Source organism: Streptomyces spiramyceticus (assembly GCF_028807635.1).
Taxonomy (GTDB): Bacteria; Actinomycetota; Actinomycetes; order Streptomycetales; family Streptomycetaceae; genus Streptomyces; species Streptomyces spiramyceticus.
In genome coordinates, this window is sequence record NZ_JARBAX010000002.1 from 564,366 (window position 1) to 589,028 (window position 24,663).

27 protein-coding genes and 3 pseudogenes are annotated in these 24,663 nt (G+C 67.6%); 18 read left to right on the forward strand and 12 right to left on the reverse strand.

Annotation, left to right across the window (positions count from 1 at the left end):
- Positions 1 to 345: 345 nt before the first annotated feature.
- The 3 genes from PXH83_RS26015 to PXH83_RS26025 all read left to right on the forward strand — a co-directional run bounded on the left by PXH83_RS26015 (position 346) and on the right by PXH83_RS26025 (position 2,472).
- Complete coding sequence (locus PXH83_RS26015; RefSeq protein WP_274563562.1) at positions 346 to 681, forward strand: hypothetical protein; 336 nt, start codon at positions 346 to 348, stop codon at positions 679 to 681.
- Between the two features lie 302 nt (positions 682 to 983).
- Entirely contained in the window at positions 984 to 1,748 is a 765-nt protein-coding gene (locus tag PXH83_RS26020; RefSeq protein ID WP_274563564.1) for a hypothetical protein, read from the forward strand.
- A 205-nt stretch (positions 1,749 to 1,953) separates the two neighbouring features.
- Positions 1,954 to 2,472, forward strand: a complete 519-nt coding sequence (locus PXH83_RS26025) for a pyridoxamine 5'-phosphate oxidase family protein (protein ID WP_274563567.1) — start codon at positions 1,954 to 1,956, stop codon at positions 2,470 to 2,472.
- Positions 2,473 to 2,733: 261 nt separating this feature from the next.
- Here the strand turns inward: PXH83_RS26025 and PXH83_RS26030 are convergent, their stop codons facing one another.
- The gene (locus PXH83_RS26030) at positions 2,734 to 3,066 is read right to left on the reverse strand and encodes a hypothetical protein (RefSeq protein ID WP_274563569.1); all 333 of its coding nucleotides are present in this window, start codon (positions 3,064 to 3,066) and stop codon (positions 2,734 to 2,736) included.
- 322 nt (positions 3,067 to 3,388) lie between these two features.
- On the opposite strand from PXH83_RS26030, the gene PXH83_RS26035 reads away from it, so the two are divergent.
- A complete protein-coding gene (locus PXH83_RS26035; protein WP_274563571.1) occupies positions 3,389 to 3,547 on the forward strand; it encodes a DUF6207 family protein in 159 nt (52 codons plus the stop codon).
- Between the two features lie 27 nt (positions 3,548 to 3,574).
- On the opposite strand, the gene PXH83_RS26040 is transcribed toward PXH83_RS26035, so the two are convergent.
- On the reverse strand, positions 3,575 to 3,739 hold the full coding sequence (locus PXH83_RS26040) for a DUF6207 family protein (RefSeq protein WP_274565170.1): 165 nt from the start codon (positions 3,737 to 3,739) through the stop codon (positions 3,575 to 3,577).
- Between the two features lie 62 nt (positions 3,740 to 3,801).
- On the opposite strand from PXH83_RS26040, the pseudogene PXH83_RS26045 reads away from it, so the two are divergent.
- The 3 genes and pseudogenes from PXH83_RS26045 to PXH83_RS32745 form a co-directional block, all read left to right on the forward strand.
- Positions 3,802 to 4,681 (forward strand): annotated as a pseudogene (locus PXH83_RS26045) (IS5 family transposase).
- A 211-nt stretch (positions 4,682 to 4,892) separates the two neighbouring features.
- Complete coding sequence (locus PXH83_RS26050) at positions 4,893 to 5,480, forward strand: DUF1062 domain-containing protein (RefSeq protein ID WP_274563573.1); 588 nt, start codon at positions 4,893 to 4,895, stop codon at positions 5,478 to 5,480.
- A 373-nt stretch (positions 5,481 to 5,853) separates the two neighbouring features.
- Positions 5,854 to 6,072: pseudogene (locus PXH83_RS32745) on the forward strand (helix-turn-helix transcriptional regulator); the annotation flags it as partial.
- Between the two features lie 121 nt (positions 6,073 to 6,193).
- Here PXH83_RS32745 and PXH83_RS26060 read toward each other — a convergent pair.
- From PXH83_RS26060 to PXH83_RS26085, 6 genes are all read right to left on the reverse strand, one after another.
- Positions 6,194 to 6,973 carry a calcium-binding protein gene (locus tag PXH83_RS26060; RefSeq protein WP_476691303.1) on the reverse strand — a complete coding sequence of 260 codons (780 nt, stop codon included), beginning with the start codon at positions 6,971 to 6,973 and terminating at the stop codon, positions 6,194 to 6,196.
- A gap of 559 nt (positions 6,974 to 7,532) precedes the next feature.
- Entirely contained in the window at positions 7,533 to 8,789 is a 1,257-nt protein-coding gene (locus PXH83_RS26065; protein WP_274563580.1) for a cytochrome P450, read from the reverse strand.
- Positions 8,786 to 9,877: a radical SAM family protein gene (locus PXH83_RS26070; protein ID WP_274563582.1), complete on the reverse strand. Its 1,092-nt coding sequence runs from the start codon at positions 9,875 to 9,877 to the stop codon at positions 8,786 to 8,788. The genes PXH83_RS26065 and PXH83_RS26070 overlap by 4 nt, the downstream gene beginning before the upstream one ends.
- A complete protein-coding gene (locus PXH83_RS26075) occupies positions 9,831 to 10,661 on the reverse strand; it encodes a GNAT family N-acetyltransferase (RefSeq protein WP_274563583.1) in 831 nt (276 codons plus the stop codon). Before PXH83_RS26075 ends, PXH83_RS26070 begins: the two co-directional genes overlap by 47 nt.
- A complete protein-coding gene (locus PXH83_RS26080) occupies positions 10,662 to 10,946 on the reverse strand; it encodes a hypothetical protein (RefSeq protein WP_274563584.1) in 285 nt (94 codons plus the stop codon).
- Positions 10,939 to 11,244 carry a hypothetical protein gene (locus PXH83_RS26085; RefSeq protein ID WP_274563585.1) on the reverse strand — a complete coding sequence of 102 codons (306 nt, stop codon included), beginning with the start codon at positions 11,242 to 11,244 and terminating at the stop codon, positions 10,939 to 10,941. Before PXH83_RS26085 ends, PXH83_RS26080 begins: the two co-directional genes overlap by 8 nt.
- A 1,225-nt stretch (positions 11,245 to 12,469) precedes the next feature.
- Between PXH83_RS26085 and PXH83_RS26090 the strand changes: the two genes are divergently transcribed.
- From PXH83_RS26090 to PXH83_RS26130, 9 genes are all read left to right on the forward strand, one after another.
- Complete coding sequence (locus tag PXH83_RS26090) at positions 12,470 to 12,604, forward strand: DNA ligase-like domain-containing protein (protein ID WP_274563586.1); 135 nt, start codon at positions 12,470 to 12,472, stop codon at positions 12,602 to 12,604.
- A gap of 44 nt (positions 12,605 to 12,648) precedes the next feature.
- Positions 12,649 to 13,011, forward strand: a complete 363-nt coding sequence (locus PXH83_RS26095; RefSeq protein WP_274563587.1) for an ATP-dependent DNA ligase — start codon at positions 12,649 to 12,651, stop codon at positions 13,009 to 13,011.
- A 6-nt stretch (positions 13,012 to 13,017) separates the two neighbouring features.
- Entirely contained in the window at positions 13,018 to 13,395 is a 378-nt protein-coding gene (locus tag PXH83_RS26100; RefSeq protein ID WP_274563589.1) for a hypothetical protein, read from the forward strand.
- Positions 13,396 to 13,805: 410 nt separating this feature from the next.
- A complete protein-coding gene (locus PXH83_RS26105; RefSeq protein WP_274563591.1) occupies positions 13,806 to 14,405 on the forward strand; it encodes an EF-hand domain-containing protein in 600 nt (199 codons plus the stop codon).
- A 29-nt stretch (positions 14,406 to 14,434) separates the two neighbouring features.
- Positions 14,435 to 15,043, forward strand: a complete 609-nt coding sequence (locus tag PXH83_RS26110) for an MPN domain-containing protein (RefSeq protein ID WP_274563594.1) — start codon at positions 14,435 to 14,437, stop codon at positions 15,041 to 15,043.
- Between the two features lie 17 nt (positions 15,044 to 15,060).
- The gene (locus tag PXH83_RS26115) at positions 15,061 to 15,447 is read left to right on the forward strand and encodes an SgcJ/EcaC family oxidoreductase (RefSeq protein ID WP_274563595.1); all 387 of its coding nucleotides are present in this window, start codon (positions 15,061 to 15,063) and stop codon (positions 15,445 to 15,447) included.
- Positions 15,448 to 15,458: 11 nt separating this feature from the next.
- Positions 15,459 to 15,824, forward strand: a complete 366-nt coding sequence (locus tag PXH83_RS26120) for a VOC family protein (protein ID WP_274563596.1) — start codon at positions 15,459 to 15,461, stop codon at positions 15,822 to 15,824.
- 565 nt (positions 15,825 to 16,389) lie between these two features.
- The gene (locus PXH83_RS26125; RefSeq protein ID WP_274563598.1) at positions 16,390 to 18,717 is read left to right on the forward strand and encodes a recombinase family protein; all 2,328 of its coding nucleotides are present in this window, start codon (positions 16,390 to 16,392) and stop codon (positions 18,715 to 18,717) included.
- Positions 18,714 to 20,315 (forward strand): AMP-binding protein, encoded by a 1,602-nt coding sequence (locus PXH83_RS26130; RefSeq protein WP_274563599.1) that lies wholly within the window; start codon positions 18,714 to 18,716, stop codon positions 20,313 to 20,315. Before PXH83_RS26125 ends, PXH83_RS26130 begins: the two co-directional genes overlap by 4 nt.
- Before the next feature lie 14 nt (positions 20,316 to 20,329).
- Here PXH83_RS26130 and PXH83_RS32575 read toward each other — a convergent pair whose 3' ends face one another.
- The gene (locus PXH83_RS32575) at positions 20,330 to 20,893 is read right to left on the reverse strand and encodes a zinc-binding dehydrogenase (RefSeq protein WP_420803285.1); all 564 of its coding nucleotides are present in this window, start codon (positions 20,891 to 20,893) and stop codon (positions 20,330 to 20,332) included.
- Between PXH83_RS32575 and PXH83_RS32580 the strand changes: the two genes are divergently transcribed.
- Positions 20,812 to 21,021 carry a hypothetical protein gene (locus tag PXH83_RS32580; RefSeq protein ID WP_420803250.1) on the forward strand — a complete coding sequence of 70 codons (210 nt, stop codon included), beginning with the start codon at positions 20,812 to 20,814 and terminating at the stop codon, positions 21,019 to 21,021. The genes PXH83_RS32575 and PXH83_RS32580 overlap by 82 nt on opposite strands.
- A gap of 14 nt (positions 21,022 to 21,035) precedes the next feature.
- On the opposite strand, the pseudogene PXH83_RS32585 reads toward PXH83_RS32580, so the two are convergent.
- From PXH83_RS32585 to PXH83_RS26145, 3 genes and pseudogenes are all read right to left on the reverse strand, one after another.
- A pseudogene (locus tag PXH83_RS32585) lies at positions 21,036 to 21,116 on the reverse strand (hypothetical protein); the annotation flags it as partial.
- Between the two features lie 250 nt (positions 21,117 to 21,366).
- A complete protein-coding gene (locus PXH83_RS26140; protein WP_274563600.1) occupies positions 21,367 to 21,873 on the reverse strand; it encodes a GNAT family N-acetyltransferase in 507 nt (168 codons plus the stop codon).
- 14 nt (positions 21,874 to 21,887) lie between these two features.
- Positions 21,888 to 22,646, reverse strand: coding sequence for a hypothetical protein (locus tag PXH83_RS26145; protein ID WP_274563601.1), 759 nt, complete (start codon positions 22,644 to 22,646; stop codon positions 21,888 to 21,890).
- Between the two features lie 224 nt (positions 22,647 to 22,870).
- Here PXH83_RS26145 and gcl point away from each other — a divergent pair, with 224 nt between their 5' ends.
- A complete protein-coding gene (gene gcl, locus PXH83_RS26150; RefSeq protein WP_274563602.1) occupies positions 22,871 to 24,655 on the forward strand; it encodes a glyoxylate carboligase in 1,785 nt (594 codons plus the stop codon).
- The last annotated feature ends 8 nt before the right edge of the window (positions 24,656 to 24,663 follow it).

Consider the following 24,663-nt stretch of genomic DNA (forward strand, 5'->3'; position numbering starts at 1 on the left):
TGCGGCGGCTCGGATTCGTGCCAGGGAGACGTCGGCGTCGGTGGCCGCGCTGACAGCGGCGGGAAGCGCCGTCGGCCGGGCGGCCGTACAGTCAGGCGCCCAGGCCGCCCTGCGAGAAGCCGTCAGGGTGGCCGCCAAGGCTGGATCCCTGCCGGCAGCCCTGGCCTGCGCGACCCTCGCATCGGCAGTCGCGCAAGCCGCACACAAGGTGGCAGAGGCGGGGCTGGACCTCGCCCGCGGGGAAACCGACGCACAAGAATTCGCGGAACGTGCCTGCCGTCCTCGGAGCTCTCGTCGGCGGCCTCGCCGGCGGCGGCCGCTGCAGTCATCACCCATGGACTCCAGGTGGCTCTCGTCGCCGCCCACGCGGATCGAGTGGACGAGACCCGCCTGGCACTACTTGAACAGGAGGTGGCGACCGCTGTTCTCGCCGCCGAGTCACTGCGCGCCACAACCCAGGCACTGGGGGCCGAACGCAATAGCTTCGCAGCGGAGAACGTCCTGCCCCGGATCGGCCGCACCCAGGCCGCACTGGCCGCCGGTCACCTGACCTCAGCCCTCACTGAACTGGCTGACGTAACAAGGGCCTTCGGCGGGCAGCCGATCTACGGCACAGTGAATGACTTCGACGCCTGGATGACCGACCGCGCGGCGACACTCACACTCGACCCCAACTGGTGACGGCCCAGGCCGGCATCGCGGACAGCACCGAGCCGGGTCGCAGAGCCTGCAGCGGTAGAGCACGGGCTGGTTCAGGAGATCGGCACGGGAAGGAAACTGTATGTGGGCCTCACGCTGTGGCTTGAGTAGGCGTCGGCCGGGCAGGCAGTGGTGGGTGGACGGCGGTCTCCGCCAACTCCGCTCAGTGGAAAAGAACTTCGTCGCCCGGGCGGGCCACCACCTAGCTGTGCAGACGGCGACCTTTCCATGCCGCCGATACACTCCTGCAGCTTCTACATTTTGTTGAACTTCAGGAGGCAGTGATGAACAGACCCCCGCACCAGCCGCCGTATCCAGGTCCGCCGTATCCCGGTCCGCCCTATCCCGGCCCGCCGAGGGACCAGCTCAAGGCAAGTCACAAGACCGTCCTGGGATGCGGCGGCATGTTCGCCGCCTTCCTCATCCTGGCAATGATCACAGCGGCATGCCAGGGCCCCACGACGAAGATAAAGACAAAGCCGGGCCCCACCGTCACGGTCACCAAAACCGCGCCGGCCGCGCCGTCGAAGAGCAAAGATCCGCGCCCCTCGATGCCCAAGGTCATCGGCGAGACCTTCGAAGGCGCGGAGGAGGCCGTCGAGGACCTGGTGGACGCCGACCTCGTGGCGTACAGCGCGTACGAGGACGTCACTCTCCCCAAGGAACACGGGCGGTGGCTGGTGTGCATCCAGGGGCCCAGCGCGGGCTCCGGTCTCGTGCCCAAGCGTGCGAAGCCCAAGGTGTACCTGGCCGCCCCGGGGGTGAAGTGCCCAAAGGTGACGGGCAAGAGACTCCACCCGAAGCCCACCCCGAAGCCGGAGCCGGAGCCGGCACCCGAGCCGACCGAGGACAGCGGGTCGAGCACCAGCACCGGCGGAAGCACCAGCACGGGCGGCAACACCGGAGGCAGCACGGGCGGCGGGCAGTCCGGGGTTCAGTTCGGCCGTTTCTGCTCGCCCGTAGGAGCGCGCGGCACCACCACTGACGGACGTCCGGCCAAGTGTTTCGCCGGAAGCGACGGACGCGCCCGCTGGGGATACGGCAGCTGATCTACCTCTGATCTTGGCCAGCGCTCCGCCCTTCAGGGTGGGGGTGAAGGCCATCCTTGGGCCGGAGGCGCGGAGCCGGAGGGCTCTGCGCCTGCGTGGTGACGGTCACTGCAGGGACGGCCGCGCCGACGCCCCGAACTGGCCAGCGGCATGACCGCCGCGCGCCCCGTTTGCCCCAGCGTGATGATCAAGGGAGCCTGGTTGCATGCGCTGGGGCGAGTTCGAGCAGGCGGCACCGGAGATCGCCGCACGCGCGCATGGCTCGTTCAAGCGTTTCGGCTTCGTTCTGGTCGGAACCATCCGTCAGGACGGGACACCCCGGATCAGCCCGGTTGAAGTGCATGTCGTCCGGCACCAGCTGATGCTCGTAATGATCGCCGGATCACGCAAGGCACACGACCTTGCCGGCGACCCCCGCCTGGTGCTGCAGACTCCGGTGACGAACGCCGGTAACCCCGGGTGCGAGATCAAGCTGCGCGGGCGCGTGACGGACGCGGATGAAACGCAACGCGAGGCGACCGCTGCTTCGATCGAGGCAACGAGCGGGTGGCGTCCTCACGACTCCTGGCGCTTCTTCACCCTCACCCTCGACAGCGCAAGCTGCATCGAGTGGAACGAGGACGAAATGACCTTGAAGCGTTGGGATCAGGAGCACGGATTGCGACCGACCGAGCGACGCCGCCTGGACATGGAGACAAGTCGCTACGTGCCGATGGAAGACTGAAGGGCCCAGGGTGCCTCCGTCGCAGCCAGGGCACCCCGCGGCCGGGGACAGGTCTATGTCGAACTGACCGGCGGGCCGCTGGACGGGCTGCTCCTGGACGTCACGGGCTGGACGCCAGACGAGATCGACACTGCAGTCGGACCTGGACGCGTCGGCCAAGCAGCGGCACACCGCTCAGCGGGTCTTCGACCGGCTCGTCGACGGCACGGTGCCCGAGTAAGCCGCCTTGGGGCGCCGGAAGCGCCCCAAGGCGAACCCCCGCTAGGGGATGAACATCACCGAGTGCGGAACCGTTGCTCCGCCGTACACGCCGCCCTCGTTCGGAAACAGCGTGTCCTGGGCGACCGTGCACTCCGACGTCCGGAAGAGGATGGCCCGGGTGTCCGTGAAGTTGTCGGCGACGCCGGCTCCCCCTTCCAGCGGGATGCACAGGTTGTCCGGCGGATTGGTGACGGAGAACCGGAAGCCCGTGTCGGCCCGGTTGTAGGCGAAGGTGCCCGACGCGGCCTGGGCGCTGGTCGACAGTCCTGTCACCAGCGCGGCCGCGGAACCGGCGACTACGGTCATCCGGGCCAGTCGTTTCCACATGTGCATGTGGGACCCCTGTTCTGAAAGCGGATGTTATGAGACCGGACGGTGTGTCGCCGCTGTGCTTCGTGAAAGGGCGCGTGCCCATTGCAGCAGCGATGCCGGCAGCGCGCCGCATCTCGGCCGGTGAAGCACCCGAACGTGGCGGCGGCTCGGACGTGCGTCCGGGGTGGTGCGACGTCCAAGCCGCCCGCCGGACGGGCCCTGGCGCGGATGCGCCGGGGCGCCGCGCGGCCCTGGCCCGGCGGGCGATGCGCTTGAGATACCCGATCGCGTGAATTCCCACCGTCCGGCGAACCACGGTGGCCGGACCTGCGTGCCTGACAACATGACTGACACCGCACCATGGGCCGACCCTGGCATCGTCCGCGTCGATATCACCGCCTCTGATCTCGCCATGGCCCGCGCGGCCGCCGCACGCATTGCCGCCCTGTGGGAGTCGACCGGAGGTGAGCGCGGGGAGTTGGCCGAGGACGACAACTCGTAAGGACTGCGTCGCTCGTAGCGGCGGCTGTCAGGTCATGGTGCCGGGGCGTCGGAGGTCTGCGTACACGCGGGCTTTGACTCCCGGCACTCCAGGCGCGTGCCGCACGGGTGTGATGCCGGAGGTGGCCCACCACTTCTCCAAGTGGGTCATCATCGCTCGGGCGGTGGCCTCATCAGCGGCGGTGACGTCCAGGACTACTAGGGCCTGTCCGGCGGATCATGTGAAGGGTTCGGGCCGGGGTCGTTGCGCCCGTCGTGGGACGGGGAGATCTGACGAACGACGAGTGGGTCCGGCTGAAGCCACATTTACCCAAGGCGGGTCAGCGGGGCGGGCGTTGGAAGAGGCACCGCAGGGTGATCGACGGGATCCTCTTCCGGGAGCGGACCGGAGTGCCCTGGCGGGATCTGCCTGCACGTTTCGGCAAGTGGAAGACCGTCTGCGAACGACACAGATGCTGGTCGGCGAACGGTACGTGGGACAAGATCCTGCGTGCCGTCCAAGCCGACGCCGACGCGGCAGGCCGCATCGACTGTCCATGGCGAGCGTGTATTCCACCTCCTGTCGCGCCCACCAACACGCCGCCGGAGCGCGCAAGAAACCGCCGCGAGTGCCGGGGGAAGACACACGCCCCGACAGCACCGCCCCGACGAGGGACTCGGACGCTCCCGGGGCGGACTGACCTGCGAGATCCATTTGGCCGGTGAAGGTGGGCGCCGCCCGCTGTCATTCGTGATCACACCAGGGCAGTGGGGCGACGCACCGCAGCTCATTCCAGTCATGGAAGGCATCCGCGTCGCCCGCCTGGGCGGCGGGCATCCTCGTACCCGCCCCGATCACCTCGGCGGCGACAAGGCGTACAGGTCCCGTCGTAACGGCCGCTACCTGCGCAGACGCCACATCAAGCACACCATCCCCGAGCCGAAGGACCAGCGGGCCAACCGCAAGTGCCGGGGCAGCAAAGGCGGTCGGCCCGCCGGCTTCGACAAGACGATCTACAAGCGTGGGAGCGAGGTCGAGCGGACGATCAACAGGCTCAAGAACTTCCGGGCCGTGGCCACGAGGTACGACAAGCGGGCCTACGTCTTCCACAGCATCGTCACCGTCGCCGCGATCTGGCTCTGGCTTCGTCCATGATCCGCCGGACGGAACCTGGCGGTGAGGCGCTGGAAAACCAGTGGAGCAGCGCCGCTGTGCGCCATTACCGTGCTGCCGAACCAAGTCGTCTAGGCAAGGACGTGCCGTTGTACACCCTGTGAGACCTCCCGAGCGCTGATTTGTCGCGCGTCGCGCATGTGCGCCGCGCTCCTTTTTGCTGCGGACTTCTCACTGAAACCGGTGTACTTCTGTGCTCGAAAACTGGGTGGTCGTGCCCACCTGCCTGCCGCTCGTTCTCCGCCGTTGCCACGCGTGCGCGTCCGAGCGCTTCCGGGCAAGCGGTAAATTTCGCGTCAACGCAAACCATAAGCTCATCGACGCCTGGCTCCTCGCGCTCTGTACCGCTTGCGGGGAAACTGCAAAGCTCACGGTCCTGGAGCGGATGAGCGTGCGCTCCGTACGACCTGAGCTGCTGAACCGGATGCATGACAACGACCCTGGCCTGACAGCTGAGCTGCTCCAGGATCCGGTCGTGCGGCGCCGTAATCGCATCGCCCTCGACTGGGACAACGCCTGGCGCCTCGACACCGGCGGATCGGATTACCTGGACCGCGGATGGGGTCTCCCCTGCTCGAGCGAAGCCGAGAGCTTGGGGAAGATCGACGTCTCGGTCCGGTTTGCGGCGCGGATCCCTGTCCGGCCGGTGCGACTGATCGCTGAAGGTTGCGGTCTTTCGCGGGCCGAGGTCGAGAGACTGATCACGGAGGGGAACCTCGTTTCGGCAGTCCGGCTGAGCGGCAAGCTCTCCGGCGACTTCACCTTCACGCTCAAGCGCTGAGCCCTCCTCATGACCAGGGGCCTGTCCGGCAAGATCCGCCGGACAGGCCCTAGCCGTTGACCACGGAAGCGTCGGACACTGGCCGGTAGATGGACGGGAAGCTCCTTGCGGGAACCGATCTGCCGAGACCATGTCCCACGACCTGATCAGCCTCCCGCAGCAGTTCCTCCCCTCGGAGCGCCCACCGCACCGGCTGTGCTGCCAGACACTGCTCCGGCCCGGATCCCTCACCTTCTTCGACACCACCCGCCCCTACACGGTCACCTACCCCGCCCTCTTCCGCATGCACGTCTTCCAGATACCGCGGTGGATGCTGGGCGTGCGCGAGGCCGACCTGCGGCGCATCACCGCGATGCCCGTGGATGCCGATACCCAGAACGAGGGCACCACCGTCAGCCGGTGGATCCTGCACCGCCGACTGGAGGCGGGCCGACGAGAACTCAGCCGCCCCCGCCACGCCGGCCCGTCAGTGACCGCTGTCGCACATTGCTGGGGCTTCACCAGCACCTCCCACTTCAGCCGCTCCTTCCGAGCGGCCTACGGCATGTCACCCCGCGAACGGCGCAACACCGCAGACCGCGACCGAACATGACTCGCATACCGACGAACGTCATGGCGTCCCAGTCGGGCGCGGGAGTCGGCGCCCCCGGGGCTCGGCGAGACCGGAGGCGCCTACGTCTTTCACCGGCCGGTGGCGCGGCCGGTCGGGCGTTCTACGGGACGCCGTTGACCGTCTCGCACTGCACGGCGACATCGCGGTTGCCTGCCTCGCCGTCGCAGTCGTCCGTTTGCTGCCCTCCGTTGAGGATGTCGTTGGCCGAACCGGCCTTGAGGGTGTCGTCGCCGGTCTCACCGAAGAGGCGGTCGTTGCCGCCTGCAGCGCCTACGCTCGTGGCGAGATTGAAATCGGCGTTGTCGCCGAACAGGACGTCGTCGCCGCCGCGTCCCATCAGCACATCGCTTTCGGCGAATGTCTGGGACGCGTCCACCACCGAGCTCTCACCGACAAGAGCGTCCGGGGCGCTTCCGCCGGTGATCCGGTCTTTGCCGGCGCCGGTCGCTCGGCCGCCCTGGGGGTCGAAGATGTTGTGATCGCCGAGGGCAAAACCTCCGTCAGGGCCGAGGTCCAGCTGGTCATTGCCGCCGCTTCCGTGGGCGTTGCGGGCGGCGCCGCTGTCGCCCCAGAGACCGTTGGGGCCCGGGCCACCTCGGATGATGTCGTCGCCTGCACCAGTGGCGTCGCCCGTCACCGAGATGCTGTCGCCGCTGAGGTTGTCGATCCCGGGGCCCCCGTCGATGAAGTCCCTGCCCCCACCGCTGGCGTTGCCGTCGAAGGCGATGCTGTCACCGGCGATGTTGTCGTTGCCTTCGCCGCCGAACAGCCGGTCGTTCCCGCCACCGCTGGCGTTACCGGTGGCGGTGGAGACGTCGCCGTGGATGGTGTCGTTCCCGGAGCCGCCGTCGATCCGGTCGTTGCCGAGGCCGCCATTCACAGTGTCATTGCCACCCAGGGCGCAGATGCGGTCGTCGCCGCCCCCCACCGTCGATCGTGTCGACGTCCGGGGAGCCGACGATGACGTCGTCGCCGGGCGTCCCATCGATCGTTCCCGAACCCGTGATGGTCGCCGCACGGCCGAAACACGTGGGCTGAGCCGCGCCCGCAGCAACCGGGGGAAGCCCCAGCGTGACCAGTGCGGCCGTGACGAGGCCCGTCGTGAGAACCCGCCGGTATGCCGGACGGCAAGGTCTGCTCAACAGCGGTAGCTGGGGAGCGGGATGCACAGTCATACGAAACCTCCGGCCGCTGAAGGCCCCCGTCCAGGCGTGCTGTGGGGGTGGGCAAGGCGGATCACAGACGCCCTCCTGTCCCGGGACAGCACTGGAGACAGCGCCTCGTGATCTATTTCGGACCGTATGTGGCGTTCTCGTCGCGGGCCATCGGGGCTTCGCATTCGGGTGAGGGAAACAGGCCGGAGGCCGACGAGTAGCAGAGTCTTGCCGGGTAGCGGACCGGGATCGATTGGGGTCAGGGACTACGCCAGCACCGGCGGTTCATAGCGTGACCATCAGGTCCTCGTAGCGCCGGAGGGCTCCGGTGCCGGAGCGTCGTGGTGGGGCGGCGAGGGTCAGGTGCGGCAGTCGACGGCGGAGCTGGGTCAGGACAGTGGTCATTTCGATGCGGGCGAGGGAGGCCCCGAGGCAGTAGTGGGGGCCTTGGCCGAAGGTGACCATGGGGGGCTTGTTCGAGGAGCGTGCGGGTTGGAACCGATCGGGGTCGGGGAAGGCGGCGGGGTCGCGGTTGGCGGCGCCGACGAGGACGCGCAGGTCGGCCGTGGGAGGTACCAGGACGCCTCCCAAGTCGACCGGTTCTCTGGGGACACGGGAGCTTCCGGTCGCCCAGATTGGTGCGTCGTACCGCAGGCATTCCGTGACGAAGGCGTCGGCTTGTTCCCAGGTGCCGTCGAGGAAGTGGGCCTCGTCCGGGTGCTCGAGCATGGCCAGGATCCCGCTGATGATGCCGCCGACAGTGCTTTCGTAGCCGGCGGCCCAGATGACCCACAGCACGGCGACCGCCTGTTGTGGGGGCAGGTTGCCGGAGAGGCAGGTGACCAGGTCCGGTGGCGTCTCGGGGGACGGTCCGTGGCAGCGACGGCGGTCCAGGAGGTCGGTGAAGTACGCGGTGAGCCGGATGCCGGCTTCTTCCGCCCGCTGGATCTCCTCGTCCGCGAGGGAGGGATTGAAGGCGGCGAGCGTGGGCAGGGCGAGCTCGATGATCCGAGCGCGTTCGGGCTCGGGGACGCCCATAACGTCGGAGATGACGCTCCAGGTGAAAGGGTAGACGAGCTCGGCATGCAGGTCGACCGTCGCGCCGTCACGCAGCCGGCCGACGATCGGCGGGAGGAGCCGCTCGCAGTGGCGTGCGCACAGGGAGCGGAACTCCTGGTGCCTGCGCGGGGTGAAATAGCGCGCGGCTGTGGCGCGTAGCTGAGCACGCTGCGTGGGCTCTGCCGCGGAAAACCCCTCCAGGAGGGACAGCAGTGTCGGAAACTGACGGTAGCGGGCGAAGCGTTCGCCGCTTTGTGAGGAGTCGGGGGTGTGGAAGAGCGGGTCGCGCAGGACGCGGAGGGCGTCGGCGTACCGGCTGACGAACCACACGCCGCCGGTGGGATTGTGGTGGACCGGGGCGTGTTCCCGCAGCCAGGCGAAGAACGGGTAGGGGTCGTGCCTGATGTGGGGGTCCCGGATGGCGGTGAACACGTCCAGCTGGGACGGTTGTTCGATGATGTAGGGGGCTGCCAGTGCGTTCATGTGTGCCTCGGGTGGTAGGGGGACCAGTAGTACTGGCGGTAGAAGCTCTCCGCCACTTCGACCCATTCGCGTAGTCGGGCGACGCTTTCGAGGAAATGGGGAAGGCTGACCAGTAGCCAGCTGTGGACGGCCTGGCTGTCGCGGCAGCCGCGGCAGTCTCCGGAGGTACAGCAGAATTGCACCGTCCGTAAATCCGGCCGGTAGGCGGCAAACTCCGGCAGTACGGGGTTTCCGTTGGCGAGGCGCTTGAGGTGGTCGGGGTGTGTTTCGCTGATGGTGGCGCAGACGTCGTAGCCGAATTCAGCCCAGTGGGAGCGTCCGGTCACGGCGGTGCGGATGTAGTAGGGGTGGCTGGTGACGGCGTCCGGGTACAGCACACGGACGCGAAGGGCCTCGTTCAGCAGGTCTTCGCGCCGGGACGAGTCGGGAGTGATGGGGGTGTCGGTGTCGTAGGCGCTGTAGAAGCTGAAGCTGACCTGGTTGCCGTTGTCGCGGATGCGGCGGACGGTGTCCTCGATGTGTTCCGTGCTGTCGTCGGAGAGCGCGTAGATGAAGACCGCGCGGCGGTCGCCCTGGTAGTTGCGCAGGGCTTGTGGGAAGAGCCCGGTGAAGCGGGAGCCGTTGGGGCGGATGCCGCGCAGCTGGTCGTCGAGGGGGCCGCCGCCGAAGACGGACACGGCGAGGTTGACCTCGTCGAAGTCCGCTTCGCGCGGCAGCGGACGCAGGCCATTGGTGACCACGGTGACGTGGCGGACGTGGCGGGTGAAGGCCCGGATGCGGTCGGGCACCAGGGTCGGCTCGCCGCCCAGGAGCAGCGCGTGCGTGACCCCGGCGCCGGCGAGCTGCCGGGCGAAGGCGTCGGCGAGGTCCACGTCGGTGGTCTCGGAGACGCCCTTTTCCATACCGTGGCCGAAGTACCAGCATCCCTGGCAGCGAATGTCGCAGGCGCGGGTGAGGAAGACGACGTTGGTGCGGATGGTGCCGGAGAATTTCTGCAGGCGGCGCAGGCGCTGGGCCAGTTCGGGATCCGCTGCCCGGATCTCACGCAGCCGGTCCACGACGTACTGTCGGCTCGGACGCAGCTGCACAGGGACGGCCGTCAACGTTCAGGCCTCTCGTTCGGGGTGGTTGCTCTGTAACTGCCGGCAGGGGACGGCGAGATGGCTCGTTGATCGAGATCCGGCCGGCCAGCTCACTGACCAGTGGTTCGAATCTCCCGGCGGGGGCGGTCAGGTCGCACCACATCAGGCGGGTCTCCTCGCCGTAGAGCGGGTACTCCCGTACGTGCCCCAGGTCATGGCATCCGTAGTGAGCGAGGAACCGGTGCTGTCCCCGTCCTGTGGCCACGAAACCCCAGGCCCGGGTTCGGCGCAGGGCACGTCCGACGGCGAGGGACAGTGCGACGAGCAGTGACGCGGTACGCCCCCCGCGGTGGGCGGGATGGACGACCAGCTTGCCCAGCTCGGCACCCTGGCCGGTGGCCGGGCGGCCTATCCGGCTCAGGACACCGTCGAGTGTGTTCGCGTCCAGTGCGGCCAGTGCAGGGCTGGACGCGGCCTGGTCCACCGGTGTGACCCGCACGCAGCCGGTGAGATGCCCACCGTCGTCCCTGGCGAGACCGTGCCAGGCCCCAAAATCATGCTCCACCGGCTCCCCCACATCATGGAACGTGGAGTCGTCCGCGAGGAACCACGGCCGCGCGCCCGATTCGTACCAGGCCTTGCCCCTGAAGGCGCGGATCGCCGTCACCGCTGCCCGGTCCGCTTGGGTGAGCGGCTCGGGCGGCACCCATCGCAGGGACAACGTCGTTCCGGAGAGGGTGCCGAGGGAAACCTCGGCACCCTCCTCACGCCGAACCTCACGGTCAACCATCTACTCGAAGACCTGGGTGAACCGCTGGCCCGAGCCCGACACCGTGGCCGTCGCTCCCTGGAAGGCCCTGCTCAGATCGAGGATCACGGCCCCCTCGGTGCTGGTGCACGCATAGCGGCCGACATGCGTCGTGTCGTGCTCGAACAGCGCCACCATCGCTCCCTGCCCCACACACTGGGCGTTCACCAGCGGAGGAGTGGCCGCCACAGCACTCGAGGCGCATGCCAGGACGCCGCTCATCGATGCGATGGCCAGAGCCAGCGCGCGCTTGCCGCGCTCAGTCATGGTTGATGAACGTGTCGCGGTTGACGTACAGCGGGCTCAGCCCCGCGACCGCAACGCCCTGCCGGGTATTGCTGGCGTCAACGAGCTGGGCACCCGTGCCCTGGTTGACGAAGGTGCGCTCCTGAACCGCGTTTGGGGACACCAACGTGCTCGTCCTGCCCTGCTGAAGGTTCTTCAGGCTCACGAGCGGGGCCGACCTGTCGTCGGCCGAAGCCACAGGAGCTCCGACGGCCAAAGCACCGCCCGCAGTGGCCAGCAGGACGAGAGCGGCAGGAAGAACGCGAAGACTGGGCTGCATCGCCACATCTTTCATCTCGACAGAATGGGGATCCACGAAGGACCTCTCACGAGCCCCAACTGCGCACAGCACTTCAAGACACTCATCCGACAGTCAGTTCGTCCTTCCGTGTGGAACCAGGCATAACCCGCTGACCCGTAGGTCACCGCGCCTCCCCGCAACCTGCTGAAGACCCACGACACCGGCTGGGGGCCGCACCGGTGTCCGAGGGATCACGCGGTTCACTACCGGGCCGCCTCGGGCCCCTCGTTCAATGCCGAACCAGGTGGGCAGAGGGAGCCACCCTGGGGTTTCCGGCGGAGGTTCCCATCGCGGGCGCCCCGGTAAAGATCTCCTGGACCACTGACCGCGAGCTCCCCGGCGGCTGCAGCATCGCCGGGCTCGCCCTCGCGGTCTACCCGCCCTGACCAGCGAAGTGGGAACCGATCACGGCGATCGCGGGAAACGATCACCACTAGGTATCCGTCACCTGACAGACATCATTTTCGATCCGCGTAGGTGTCGTCGAAGGGGCGCTCGCCGGAGCGATTCAGGCCCTGGTCGTCAACGAATCCCATGCCCTGCGCAACGTGCCTTTCCGCCATGGCTCAGGAAGAGGACACACGGGTTGGTGCCGAGTTCGCCAAGCCCCCAGTGGGAGGTCCCCGGTTGGCGGATCTCACGGGTACCGGGCACCCCAGACCGCCAGAACATCCACATGTCCGTATCGCACACGCCGTCGTCGCTGATTCCGATCTCCGACGCGTGAGCGTCCTCGTGCCTCGGCTCCAACGCGCAGCGCAGAGTGGAGCGAACCTCCGGGGTGAGCATCTCGTCTCACGGGGCAGCAGCCTCAGCCGCGTTGAAGCAGGAGCTGCGATCCGGGGCTACCTCGGCCCCAGCGGCGGTCTGCGTCGTCATACCAGGTCAACGACGCGGACCGCTGCGCTGCACTCCACTCATCGGGTGATGCCGCAGCCGCTCCAGCAGCGACGTCACGTGGTGGCCGGCTGCGGCATCTTCAGGACCCCGGCGATCTTCCGCGCCAGCTCCGCAACGTGGGGCGGCCACCCCCATGCCGGATACGGGGGTGAGTTGCCCGCGGTGCTCAGCCGACCGGAGGCGTCTGCAACTCCTTCGCACGGGAGTGGCGAGCGGCTGATCAGGCTCGGCTACCAGTACTCAGTAATGCTGCCGTCGGCGTTGATCTGCTCGCGTACCGCATCGGCATGACTTTGGTCCGGGTGTGCTGCCCGGCGGGCTGGCGTTCGAGGCGAAGTTCGACGGCTACCGCGTCCTGCTGTTCACCCGGTCGCCGCCGGGCGGGCCAGTGCTGTTGCAGTCGCGGCGCGGCAGCCTGATCCAGCCCCACTTCCCCTGACCTCGTCACTGCGGCGCAGCAGCTGCGGGACGGCCTGGTCCTCGATGGCGAGCTGGTGGTGTGGTCGGGGGGACCGGCTGTCGTTCGAGGCGTTGCAGCGCCGCGCCTCCTCCGGCGGCCGCACCAGGGCGCAGCTTGCGGCGGCGATGCCCGCTCACTTCATCGCCTTCGACGTCCTGCAGAAAGACGGCCAGGAGCTCGTGAACGAGCCCTACGAGCGCCGCCGCGCCGTCCTTGAGGGCCTGTTCACCGAGCACGGCCTGACACCGCCATGGACGCTGTGCCCGATGACAACGGACCTGGCCGTCGCCCAGGAGTGGCTGGAGTCCTGGACCGAAGTCCAAGGAGTGGAGCGCCTGGCCATCAAGGGCCTCGGGCAGCGATACATGTGTGGCGCCCGAGGATGATTCAAGGTGCGCCGACGGCAGACGACCGAAGCTGTGATCGGCGGAGCCACCGGCACAATGCGACGCCCGCAGCTGCTCGTCCTCGGGCGGTACGACGAAGACGGTCGGCTGCGCGCGGTCGGCCGGACGACGCCGCTGAAGCCGGACGGCGCCCAGCAGCTCGCTGACCACCTCACCGAAGCCGCCCCGACCATCCCTGGACCGGCGTACGGTTCACCGCCGCTTGGGGCAGCCGCGAACCCCCTCGACCCGATCCTGGTCATCCCCGAGCTGATCGCCGAGATCAGCGCCGAAACCGCCATCGAGCGGAGCCTGGCGCCACCCGCTGCGCTACGTGCGGCTGCGCCTGGACGTCACGGTGGCCGACGTGCCGCCCTTCGGTGAGGGCACGGCGCCCGCCGCCGGGTGACGTCAGCGGATCAGTCGGGTCTCCGCCTGGGGAGCTCGCCGACGGGTGATCCGTTCGGTGGAGTTGCACGGGCCGGTCACAGCCGCTGACCCGCAAGCGTTCCGCCCGGCGCAGCGCGCCCCCGGGGTGTCAGTGGTGGCACATAGGACCGGGTGCCGTCGATGGGCAGGAAGAACCACGCGTGCTCGTGGTGCAGCGAAGGGGCCGTCGGCCCGAAAACTGACGCGCCAGAGAACGCCAAATGCAATTCCCCCATGAGGTAAATCGCATTATCGCTCTTTTTTGGAATCTCGGTAATAACGTTTTGTGGGATATGCGGCGGGGAGGTTGGAGATCGACAAACCCGCTACAAGGCGGGTGCATCAAAGGGGAGTTGGATTCAGTCATGGCAGATCCTCAGGATGTCAGCGACCTGCTGGAGCGGAAGATCGATGTCTGCTTCGGCCACGTGGACGTGGACGGCGACGGGGTGTTCGAGGAAGCGGACGTCATGGCTCTGGCGGCGCGGATGATCGCGTACCAGAACGTCGCGTTCGACGCGCCCGAGGCGCAGGCGCTGTTCCGGAGTTTCCAGGAGTTCGTGCGGAGCATCGCCCGTGAACTAGAGCTCACCAGCGGGCAGATCGGTCCGGAGCAGTGGCGCAAGGGCATGATCGGCACGTTCGGGGAGAACCCGCCGCTGTTCGACAAGGTGTTCAGGCCGCTGGCGGCGGCCATCTGGCGCCTGTGTGACCGTGACGGCGACGGGAGGGTCGACGCAGAGGAGTTCCTCTGTTTCCAGAAGGCGGTCGGGAGTTCTCCGGAGAATCGGCAGATCGCCTTCGAGCGGCTCGACCTGAACGGTGACGGGTCGCTGTCGGTGGAGGAGATCCTGTCCGCCTACAAGGACTACTACACCAGCCGGGACCCGCAGGCCCCGGGCAACTGGCTGTACGGGGATGTCTGGGACGCCGAGATCTGGGACGGGACCAAGGTCAAACTCTGACAGCTGAGGGGCGCAAGGGGGGAATGCCAATGGTTCGAGCGTTCGAAGCTGAACTCGTCCGGTGCACGACCGCGGTCCTGAGCCACAGAACGCTCGAACCGTTCCTCGATGCGGCTTTCACGGCCTACGACGCGTGCACACCCAGCCAGCCACCGTCGTGCTTCGCGATCCTGGTCGGCACGCTCGACCGGGAGCGGGCCGTCGTGCGCCGGGTCGAACTTGCCCGCAGCGTCCGGTCGACGGACCAGGTCGCGGCGCAGGAGTTCAGGGCGGAGGTCGTGCCGCGGTTCGGGGCGGCGTACGACAACATCCACCGCGGGTTCTGGTGCGACTCGAAGGACCTGCTACGCATCCACCGGCGCGCCGACGAGCAGGGGCTGGACATCGTCGGATCCATCCACCTGCATCCCGACTGGCACCGCCTGGGCCCGCCCAGCGAGCAGGGGCTGCGCATCAGCGAAGCACCAACCCCCATGGACGCCTACATGTTCGGCGCCACGCACTGGCCGCTCAACATGATCTGTTACGTGGAGCGCGTGGACCAGCTCCTGTACTACACGCTCGGCGCATGGGGCCCGCCCTCCGGGACCCAGGATGCGCTTTGCCCGCCGCTTCACATTCAGTTCTGCACGGACTGACGAAAGAAAGACGACGTGTGATCGCCGAGGAAATCCGTTCGGTCTTCGCCGCGATGGCGGCCGCCTGGGCCCGATCCGACGCGAAGGAATTCGCGCAAGCCTTCACCGAAGACGCCGACTTCACATCCGTGCGCTGCGACCACGTCCGCGGCAGCGCAAAGATCGCCCTGGCGCACGCACAGCTCTTCACCACCCAGTACGCCGGTACCCGGCTCGAGCCGACCGTCCAACGCATCAGCCGGCTCAGGCCGGACATCGCCATCGCCCACGTGGAGAACAGGCTGCTGCGCGCGGACGGAACCGCCCTGCACCACATGCATGCACAAGCGGTCCTGGAACACCGCCCCGGAGGCTGGAAAATCCTGTCCTTCATCAACATGGTCCCGCTGCCCGCCCAAGGCTGAGGAGAATCCGCATGCCCAGGCCGAGACTGCGCCACCTGGCGCTCTACGCCCGCCGCCCGGACAAGCTCGCGACGTTCTACCAGGAGCACTTCGGCATGGAAGTCATCCACAGCGATCCGGAAGGCAACCATTTCCTCAGCGACGGCTACCTCACCCTCGCCCTGCTCAAGCACCAGATGGAAGGCGAGGCCCCCCTGGGCATGAATCACTTCGGCTTCCAGGTCGACGACCTGCCCGCTACCTGCGCCACCCTGGCCCACGCGGATGTCGAGGAACCCCAACGCCGAGCCTCACTCCGCCCGTTCGCCGAATACCGCGCCACCGACCCCGAAGGCAACTGGTTCGACCTCTCCGAACACGGCTACGGAGTCCCATAACGCCTGCGCCGCTCGTTGCCGCTTCGTTGAGGGCTTGGGGGGAGAGTCGCCAATGCCGCGACCTCCAACGGTGACGGCCCATAAGCCAGTGCGTCGAACGCAGTGGTCAGCCCTGGCCCGCAACGGAAGGTGCGTGCCAGGGCTGTGGGCATGGTCCGAGCCCGGCGGGGGCGGGTTGGGCTCAGCTCACAGCATTGCGAGGTAGAAGGCGGTGGCCGGTCCGCTGCCGGTATGGCTGTAGGTGACGTACGGGCGTGGCGTGTGCAGGCGGCGCCGCCCACCGGTCGCAGCTCGAACGCAAAGCTCGCGGGGGCGGAGTCACGCCCACGGTGTAGGGCCGGTCTGCAGTTCTCACCGCCGGTGGATGATTCGGTCTGATGACCCGGGTGCGTACAAGCGGCTCCTTGAGCTGCTCTTCCTACCGCCACAGCAGCTGAACCAGGACAAGGCTGCGTAACTCCGGCCGGTGGGGCGGGCGTTGGAGGGTACGATCTGCCGCATCACATGGATGGCCCCCGGCAGCGCGCCAACGCTCCAGGGGCCTGGCCAGTCTGGAGGGACTGACATGCGTAATTCTGTCACATCCGCGATCAGCGCCCTCGATCGAACAGCCCAGCCCCAGCTCCGCGCGGTTGACTACCTGCGCGTCTCCACGGAAGAGCAGAAAAAGGGCTACGGCATCACCTACACGGGCAAGCGAACCGTCAAACACATCCAGAAGAAGGGCTGGCTGCACGTCGACACGTTCGCTGATGAGGGCTTCAGCGGGAGCCTCGACCACACGCAGCGTCCCGACCTCAAGCGCCTGATGGAGCTGGCACAGCAGACCTCGAGGCCCTTCGATGTGGTCGTCGTTGCCGAAGAGCGTGCCATCGGCCGTCGTGACCGCGCCTTCTGGCCCTGGGTCTGGAAGCTGGAAGACCTCGGCATCTTCACGGCAGTCGTCAGAGGCGACTACGACAACACGACCGAAGAGGGTCGTTCGAAGATGCGCAAGGAGCAGGACAAGGCGGAAGTCGAGCGCATCACCATCCGCGACCGTACGCAGGGCGGTGTCCAGGAGAAGGCGGAGGTTGGCGGTCACCCCGGCGGTGTCGCGCCGTACGGCTACCGCATCGAAAATCAGGGGAAGCGGGGCGAAAGTCGCCTGGTGCTCGATACCGGAGAGAAGCACGAGGGGTACCCCACTCTGCACAGGGCGCACAAGCTCCTCGTTGAGGAGGGGATGAACACAAGCGAGGCGGAAGACCTCTTCAACGCGGAGGGCGTTCCTGGCCCCACCATGGATCACTGGCCTCGTGGATCCCTCCGGCATGTGCTCACCGGACAGGCCGTACAGGAATCTGTTCGTCTCTACCGCGACCCCAAGGGCCCGAAGATCAGGCTCGACGTTGACGGGAAGCCTCTCTTCGGGCAGACGGTGGTCATTCAGCTCGACCCGGTATTCAATCCCACAGAGCTGAAGCTCCTCAACCTGGCCCTGGCTCGGACATCTCGGGGACCGCGAACCACAGACGCGAACGTCCACCCATTGAGTAAGCACGTGGTTGGACTGTGTGGCGCGTACTACACAGGCGTGAGCCGCATCGGGAGGGACGACAAGCGGGCCTACCGATGCTCAGGAAAAAACCAAAAGGACAAGAAGAAGCAAAAGTGCGACTGTGCTCAAATCAATGCGGACGCTCTGGAAAATCGTGTCTGGACTGAGGTTTGCAGACTGCTGGAGGACCCGGAGCGGCTGAATCAAATGGCCACCGACTGGCTCGACATGGTCAAAAACAGTGGCGTGGATTACGAGGCTCGAATTATCGAGCTGGACACACAAATCGACGAGCTGGACGCGACCATCGCTGTGACTATGGCAGCCGCAGCCCGTCAGGCCGCTCGGAAGAAGTTGGGTGCCAAGGAGGCGCAGGAGTCGGTCGAGCGAACCGTGCGCCCTCTCAACGAGGAATTGGCGGGGCTGGAAAAGCTCCGGGCCGAAGCCGACAGCTGGCTCCAGGAAGCGAAGAGCACGGTAGACCGCGCTAGGGATCTCCAGGCTCTTGCCAAGATGGCACGGGTACGGCTGCACACCATGGATGCTCGACAGCAAGAAGACGTCATTGATCTGCTGGACCTGCGGGTGACGATTCTTGGGGACATTCCTAAGAAGCTCCGCGCCGATGACAAGATCAGCGCCTGGTTCCGGGACCGCGACACGGTGGTTCCTGCGCTTACCGACGAGGCCTGGGGGCTGGTGGAGCCCATCTTCAACGCTCCTCGTCAGGGCCGTCGTCCGATGGATCCTCGCGGGCTTCTGGGGGCCATGCTCGACAAGGCGCGTACTGGGTCTTCTTGGGCGGAAGTAGGGATCAAGGCGGCCAGCGCTTGGCCTCGGTGGGTCAAGACGGGCCAGTGGGATCGCCTCATGGAGGCTCTGGATGCCGTTCCCGGCGCTCCCGCCTACGACGGCGTTGAGCTGCCTCCTTTGCGCGTAGAGGGCCGTGTAGACCCTCGCCTGCTCATTGGTGAAGATGAGCCACCTGATGGGGGTGACCCGTTCAAGGCCTCCGACTACAAGATCTCGCCGTTCGAGCTGGAGAGCGCGCTGCTGGAGCACGAGGCGGTGGCGGAGGCGGCGGTCGTACCCGCGCCCGATGCGCTGCGGCTGTCCGTGCCGAAGGCGTACGTCGTACTGGCGGAGGGGTGGGAGCCGGGGCCCGACACCGCCAAGGTGCTCTTCGAGCACTCGCGGTCGGTGCTCGCGGCGTACCAGCGCATCCGCCGCATCGAGTTCGCCGAGCTGCCCAAGACGGTGTCGGGCAAGATCCGCCGCATCGAGCTGCGCGAGCGCACGGCGAAGGGCTCGTCCGCCGAGTACGCCGAGTATGCCGAGGGAGACCTGCGATGAGCTCGTACACGCACGGCACCGGCTCCGCACCGCTCCTCGGCGACACGATCGGCCAGAACCTCGACCGGGCGATCGCGGCATACCCGGACCGGGAGGCGCTGGTCGACCTGGGGACGGGCGGCCGTTGGACGTACGCGGAATTCGGTGCGGCCGTCGACCAGTTGGCGCGCGGACTGCTCGGCACGGGGGTCGTGAAGGGCGACCGGGTCGGGATCTGGGCGGTGAACTGCTCGGAGTGGGTGCTGGTGCAGTACGCCACGGCCCGGATCGGCGCGATCATGGTGAACATCAATCCGGCCTACCGGGCGCACGAGCTGGCGTACGTACTCGACCAGGCGGGCATCTCGGTCCTGATCGCCTCGCAGTCCCACAAGACGAGCGACTACCGCGCACTCGTGGATCAAGTGCGGCCGGACTGTCCCGGGCTGCGGGCAGTCCACTACATCGAGGACGGTTCCTGGGACGTGCTCCTCGATGCGGCGCAGCGCGTCACTGAGGCCCAACTGGCAGCGTGCGAGGCCGAGTTGTCGTGCGACGACCCCATCAACATCCAGTACACCTCGGGGACGACCGGATTCCCCAAGGGTGCGACGCTCTCCCACCACAACATCCTCAACAACGGCTATTTCGTGGGCGAGATGGTCGGCTACACCGAGCAGGACCGGATCTGTCTGCCCGTGCCGTTCTACCACTGCTTCGGCATGGTGATGGGAAATCTCGCGGCCACGTCCCACGGCGCGTGCATCGTCGTCCCGGCGCCGTCCTTCGACCCGGCCGCGACGCTCCGGGCCGTCCAGGAGGAGCGCTGCACCTCCCTCTATGGCGTCCCCACGATGTTCATCGCCGAGCTCGGCCTTCCGGATTTCTCCTCGTACGACCTGTCCTCCCTGCGCACCGGCATCATGGCGGGCTCACCCTGCCCCGTGGAGGTGATGAAGCGGGTTGTCGCCGAAATGCACATGGCCGAGGTGTCCATCTGTTACGGCATGACGGAGACGTCCCCGGTCTCCACCCAGACCCGCCGCGACGACGATCTTGAGCGCCGTACGGGCACGGTCGGCCGGGTCATGCCGCACGTCGAGATCAAGGTCGTCGACCCGGTGACGGGTGTGACGCTGCCGCGCGGTGAGGCGGGCGAGCTGTGCACGCGCGGCTACAGCGTGATGCTCGGGTACTGGGAGGAGCCGGAGAAGACAGCGGAGGTCGTCGACGCGGGCCGCTGGATGCATACCGGTGACCTGGCGGTGATCCGCGAGGACGGCTACGTCCAGATCGTCGGCCGCATCAAGGACATGATCATCAGGGGCGGCGAGAACGTCTATCCACGCGAGATCGAGGAGTTCCTGTACGGCCACCCGAAGATCTCCGACGTCCAGGTGGTCGGTCTCCCCGACGAGCGTTACGGCGAGGAGATCCTGGCCTGCGTCATCCCCCACAGGCAGGACGACCCGCCGACGCTGGACGAGGTGACGGCGTACTGCCGCGAACAGCTCGCCCACTACAAGGTCCCGCGGCGCCTGGCGATCATGGATTCGTTCCCGATGACGGTCAGCGGCAAGGTCAGGAAGGTGGAGCTGCGGGAGCGTTACAGCGACTAGCGATCGAACGGCGGTCAGAGGTTGTCGATGCGGACGACCAGTTTGCCGACCGAGCGGTTGTGCTCCATGTCCGAGTGGGCCTCGCGGATTTCTTCGAGACGGTAGACCTGGGGCGGACCGAGTGCGATGCGGCCATCGGCGATCTTGTCGAGGCAGTCCTGCAGTACGGCGGCGGGGAGGTCGGTGGACTCGCCGCCGTAGCCGGTCAGGCGGACCCCGTTGGGCAGATAGCCGATGGGGTAGAAGTCCGGCACGGTCCAGTCGTTGGACAGCATTCCGGTGAAGCAGACCGTGCCGTGGACGCGGGTGGCGGCGAGAGTGTCGGGGAGGGTGGGGGTTCCGACGAGTTCGACGGCCGCGTCGACCCCGCCCGGCACGATGCTCCGTACATCGTCGGAGATGCGTCCGGTGTCGACCAGGACATGATCGGCGCCGTGCTCGGTCAGCGCCTTGGCCCGGCCGGCCTGCCGGGTCGTGGACAGGACAATGGAGCCCCATGTCCTTGGCGAGCGCCGCGGCGGCGAGCCCGACGGACGAGGTGCCGCCGCGCACGAGGAGGGTCTGGCCGGGGCGCAGATCCAGGCCGGTGGTGAGCGAGCCGTACGCCGTCTGCAAGGTTTCGGGCACCGCGCCGATGATCTCCCACGGCAGATCCGACCGGAACGGGATGACCTGGCCGCGCGGCACGACCGTGTACTCGGCGTAGCCGCCGTCGAAGGTGCGGCCCATGCCGCCCATCATCGTCGCGACCTGCTGTCCGGTCCTGAACTCGCCGTCCGGATCCGCGTCGACCGTGCCCACGCATTCGATGCCCGGTACGCGCGGGGAAGGTCACCCCTTGCGCGAGGCCGAGGCGGGTGTGCAGCTCGGAGCGGTTCAGGCCGAAGGCGCGCACCGCGATACGGAGCCAGCCCGGCGGGGCTGCGGCATCGGCAGTTCACGGAGGTGGAGGTTCTCCACCGGCCCCGGCCCGGTCAGGACTGTCCCGCGCATACGCGTACTCGCGGCCATCGGACTCGCTTCCCCCTCGGCCTGTCTGACCTGTCACCCGTTACAGCTCGCGCCGCATGCACACCCGCGGCCAGCGGTCGAGGCCGTGCGCGGCTTCGTCGCGCCTGATCTGCCGCAGTCCGTCCGTCAGTTCGGCATCGGCGAGTGTGCGGAAGCCTATCCGGGCGTAGTACGGGGCGTTCCAGGGAACGTCGGTGAAGGTGGTGAGGGTGAGCGCCGTCAGGTTCTCGTTGACCGCGTGGGTCGCGACGTGGCTGATCAGGGCGCGTCCCACGCCGCGCCGGGCGGCGCAGGGGTGGACCGAGACCTGCTCGATGTGTGCGGCGGCGTCGACGACATCGGCGATCAGGTAGGCAACGGCCTCGTCGCCGGTGTCCGCCGCCACCCAGGCGCGGCCCGCCTGGAGATAGCGCTCCAGCACTTCGATGCCGGGCGGGGCGTCGTCGGCGATCTCTGCCATGCCCAGCGTTCGGAAGGGCTCACCTGCGGCACGCTCGATGTCCTGGAGCGTGGGGAGTTCTGCGGTCCTGGCGGGACGTATATGCATGGCGGGAGTATCGCTCAGGCGCCTGTGCTGATCAGCTCGTCGGCGGGACGGTTGACCGGTTGCGGCGTACCGGTGAGGTCCATGACGAAGAGCGGGATGCCGAGGTCGTCGGCGCGGGCCCGGGCATCGTCGGCGTACCCGGCGAGGGAGAAGAACACGCTCACCGCCGACGCGCTGAGCCCGTTGAGCCACAGGCACTCGACGTCTCGCAGATTTGCGGGGCGGGTCGTCGGGTCGACCTGGGCGACCAGGCCGGGGGCGCGCAGGTCTATGCCGGACGCGGGCCGTTCGGGGGACTGCATGATGTCGCGGAATCCGAGCCACTTGAGGTAGAGCGCGGCCGCGGTCACCGCGTCCCGTGCGGTCCTGATCGTCATCGGGCGGAACTTCGGACGCGGGGGAGCCGCGGTCGGCGGCAGCGGGATGTGCGAGGGATGTCCGGCCGTGGGGGCGGATCCGTCGGCTCTTCGGCTGCCTGGGGCGGCGGCCGGCGGGGGCGGGGGGTTGCGCGGCACGGGTCGTACCGGAATGCGCAGCACCGCACCGCACGCGCACCCCAGCTCGGGCTGCGGCCACTGGTCCTGGCGGCCGCAGGAGCCGCAGCGGACGGTGACCCATGCGTCGGTCCAGGTGCGGTGCGTGATCCGCTCCGGGGCCGCGCCCCGTAAGAGGGGCGGCGCCAGCGGCGCCCCGCATGCGCAGGGGAAGACCGGTGGCGTGAATGCGTGCTCGCGACGGCATGCCGGGCAGCGCACCGGCACGTTCTCTCCCATGACTGTCCCCCTCGGACCGTCGGTGCTGTGACTGCGGTACGTGGTCCATGGTCCACCAACAGCGATGCCTTGGGGAGGGACTTCCGTCATTGCCGCTCTTGACGCACGCAAGAGCTCACCCTAGATTGCTTCCGTATAGCAGAAGTGCACTTCCGCATTATGGAATGACGCTCACCGGCTCACACAGGTGAGGTCACTCCGCCAGCCGAAGCAGGAGTTACCCCATGGCTCGTATGACCGCTGCCGCTGCCGCAGTTGAGATCCTCAAGCTCGAGGGTGTCGAACAAGCGTTCGGCGTTCCCGGTGCTGCGATCAACCCGTTCTACCGCGAGCTCAAGAACGTGGGCGGCATCAAGCACACGCTGGCCCGCCACGTCGAGGGTGCCTCGCACATGGCCGAGGGCTACACGCGGGCCAAGGCGGGCAACATCGGTGTCTGCATCGGTACCTCGGGCCCGGCCGGCACCGACATGATCACCGGCCTGTACTCCGCGATCGCGGACTCCATCCCGATCCTGTGCATCACCGGTCAGGCTCCGGTCTCGAAGCTCCACAAGGAGGACTTCCAGGCCGTCGACATCGCCTCGATCGCCAAGCCGGTCACCAAGAAGGCCACCACCGTCCTGGAGGCCGCGCAGGTCCCGGGCGTGTTCCAGGAGGCCTTCCACCTGATGCGCTCCGGCCGGCCGGGCCCGGTCCTGATCGACCTCCCGATCGACGTCCAGCTGACCGAGATCGAGTTCGACCCGGAGACCTACCAGCCGCTGCCGGTCTACAAGCCGCGCGCCAACCGCGCCCAGGCCGAGAAGGCCCTGCGGTTCCTGCTGGAGTCCGAGCGCCCGCTGATCGTCGCCGGTGGCGGCATCATCAACGCCGACGCCTCCGACCTGCTGGTCGAGTTCGCCGAGCTGACCAACATCCCGGTCATCTCCACCCTCATGGGCTGGGGCACCATCCCGGACGACCACGAGCTGAGCGCCGGCATGGTCGGTGTCCAGACCTCGCACCGCTACGGCAACGCGACCTTCCTGGAGTCGGACTTCGTCCTCGGCATCGGCAACCGCTGGGCCAACCGTCACACCGGCTACAACCTCGACGCCTACACCAAGGGCCGCAAGTTCGTCCACGTCGACATCGAGCCCACCCAGATCGGCAAGATCTTCGCCCCGGACTTCGGCATCGCCTCCGACGCCAAGGCCGCACTGGAGCTCTTCATCGAGGTTGCGAAGGACCTCAAGGGCGAGGGCAAGCTGCCGGACTTCTCCGCCTGGGCGGAGTCCGCCCAGGAGCGCAAGGCCACACTGCAGCGCCGTACGCACTTCGACAACATCCCCATGAAGCCGCAGCGCGTCTACGAGGAGATGAACAAGGCCTTCGGCCCGGAGACCCGCTACGTCACCACCATCGGCCTGTCCCAGATCGCCGGTGCGCAGATGCTGCACGTCTACAAGCCGCGCAACTGGATCAACTGCGGCCAGGCCGGCCCGCTCGGCTGGACCATCCCGGCCGCGATCGGTGCCGCCACCGCGGACCCGGAGACCCCGATCGTCGCCCTCTCCGGCGACTACGACTTCCAGTTCATGATCGAGGAGCTCGCGGTCGCCGCGCAGCACAAGGTCCCCTACGTCCACGTCCTGGTGAACAACGCCTATCTGGGCCTGATCCGTCAGGCGCAGGGCGGCCTGGGCATCAACTTCGAGGTCAACCTCGAATTCGAGAACATCAACACCCCGGAGATCGGCGTCTACGGCGTCGACCACGTCAAGGTCGCCGAGGGCCTGGGCGTCAAGGCGATCCGCGTCACCGACCCGAACGAGCTGGGTGCCGCCTTCGAGCAGGCCAAGAAGCTGGCCCAGGAGTTCCAGGTCCCGGTCGTGGTCGAGGCCATCCTGGAGCGCATCACCAACATCTCGATGAGCAAGACGGTCGACATGAGCGACGTCACCGAGTTCGAGGAGATCGCGACCGAGCCGGGGCACGCCCCGACGGCGATCCGCCCGCTCGTCTGACGTACCTG

Bases quoted from the DNA above. Each gene is read 5' to 3' on its own strand.
- PXH83_RS26035 (WP_274563571.1), top strand. From the start codon at position 3,389: ATGACTGACACCGCACCATGGGCCGACCCTGGCATCGTCCGCGTCGAT.
- PXH83_RS26025 (WP_274563567.1), top strand. From the start codon at position 1,954: ATGCGCTGGGGCGAGTTCGAGCAGGCGGCACCGGAGATCGCCGCACGC.
- PXH83_RS26095 (WP_274563587.1), top strand. From the start codon at position 12,649: ATGGCGAGCTGGTGGTGTGGTCGGGGGGACCGGCTGTCGTTCGAGGCG.
- PXH83_RS26130 (WP_274563599.1), top strand. From the start codon at position 18,714: ATGAGCTCGTACACGCACGGCACCGGCTCCGCACCGCTCCTCGGCGAC.
- PXH83_RS26030 (WP_274563569.1), bottom strand. From the start codon at position 3,066: ATGCACATGTGGAAACGACTGGCCCGGATGACCGTAGTCGCCGGTTCC.
- gcl (WP_274563602.1), top strand. From the start codon at position 22,871: ATGGCTCGTATGACCGCTGCCGCTGCCGCAGTTGAGATCCTCAAGCTC.
- PXH83_RS26075 (WP_274563583.1), bottom strand. From the start codon at position 10,661: ATGGTTGACCGTGAGGTTCGGCGTGAGGAGGGTGCCGAGGTTTCCCTC.
- PXH83_RS26020 (WP_274563564.1), top strand. From the start codon at position 984: ATGAACAGACCCCCGCACCAGCCGCCGTATCCAGGTCCGCCGTATCCC.
- PXH83_RS26120 (WP_274563596.1), top strand. From the start codon at position 15,459: ATGCCCAGGCCGAGACTGCGCCACCTGGCGCTCTACGCCCGCCGCCCG.
- PXH83_RS26145 (WP_274563601.1), bottom strand. From the start codon at position 22,646: ATGGGAGAGAACGTGCCGGTGCGCTGCCCGGCATGCCGTCGCGAGCAC.
- PXH83_RS26125 (WP_274563598.1), top strand. From the start codon at position 16,390: ATGCGTAATTCTGTCACATCCGCGATCAGCGCCCTCGATCGAACAGCC.
- PXH83_RS32580 (WP_420803250.1), top strand. From the start codon at position 20,812: ATGTCCTTGGCGAGCGCCGCGGCGGCGAGCCCGACGGACGAGGTGCCG.
- PXH83_RS26085 (WP_274563585.1), bottom strand. From the start codon at position 11,244: ATGCAGCCCAGTCTTCGCGTTCTTCCTGCCGCTCTCGTCCTGCTGGCC.
- PXH83_RS26080 (WP_274563584.1), bottom strand. From the start codon at position 10,946: ATGACTGAGCGCGGCAAGCGCGCGCTGGCTCTGGCCATCGCATCGATG.
- PXH83_RS26110 (WP_274563594.1), top strand. From the start codon at position 14,435: ATGGTTCGAGCGTTCGAAGCTGAACTCGTCCGGTGCACGACCGCGGTC.
- PXH83_RS26105 (WP_274563591.1), top strand. From the start codon at position 13,806: ATGGCAGATCCTCAGGATGTCAGCGACCTGCTGGAGCGGAAGATCGAT.
- PXH83_RS26140 (WP_274563600.1), bottom strand. From the start codon at position 21,873: ATGCATATACGTCCCGCCAGGACCGCAGAACTCCCCACGCTCCAGGAC.
- PXH83_RS26065 (WP_274563580.1), bottom strand. From the start codon at position 8,789: ATGAACGCACTGGCAGCCCCCTACATCATCGAACAACCGTCCCAGCTG.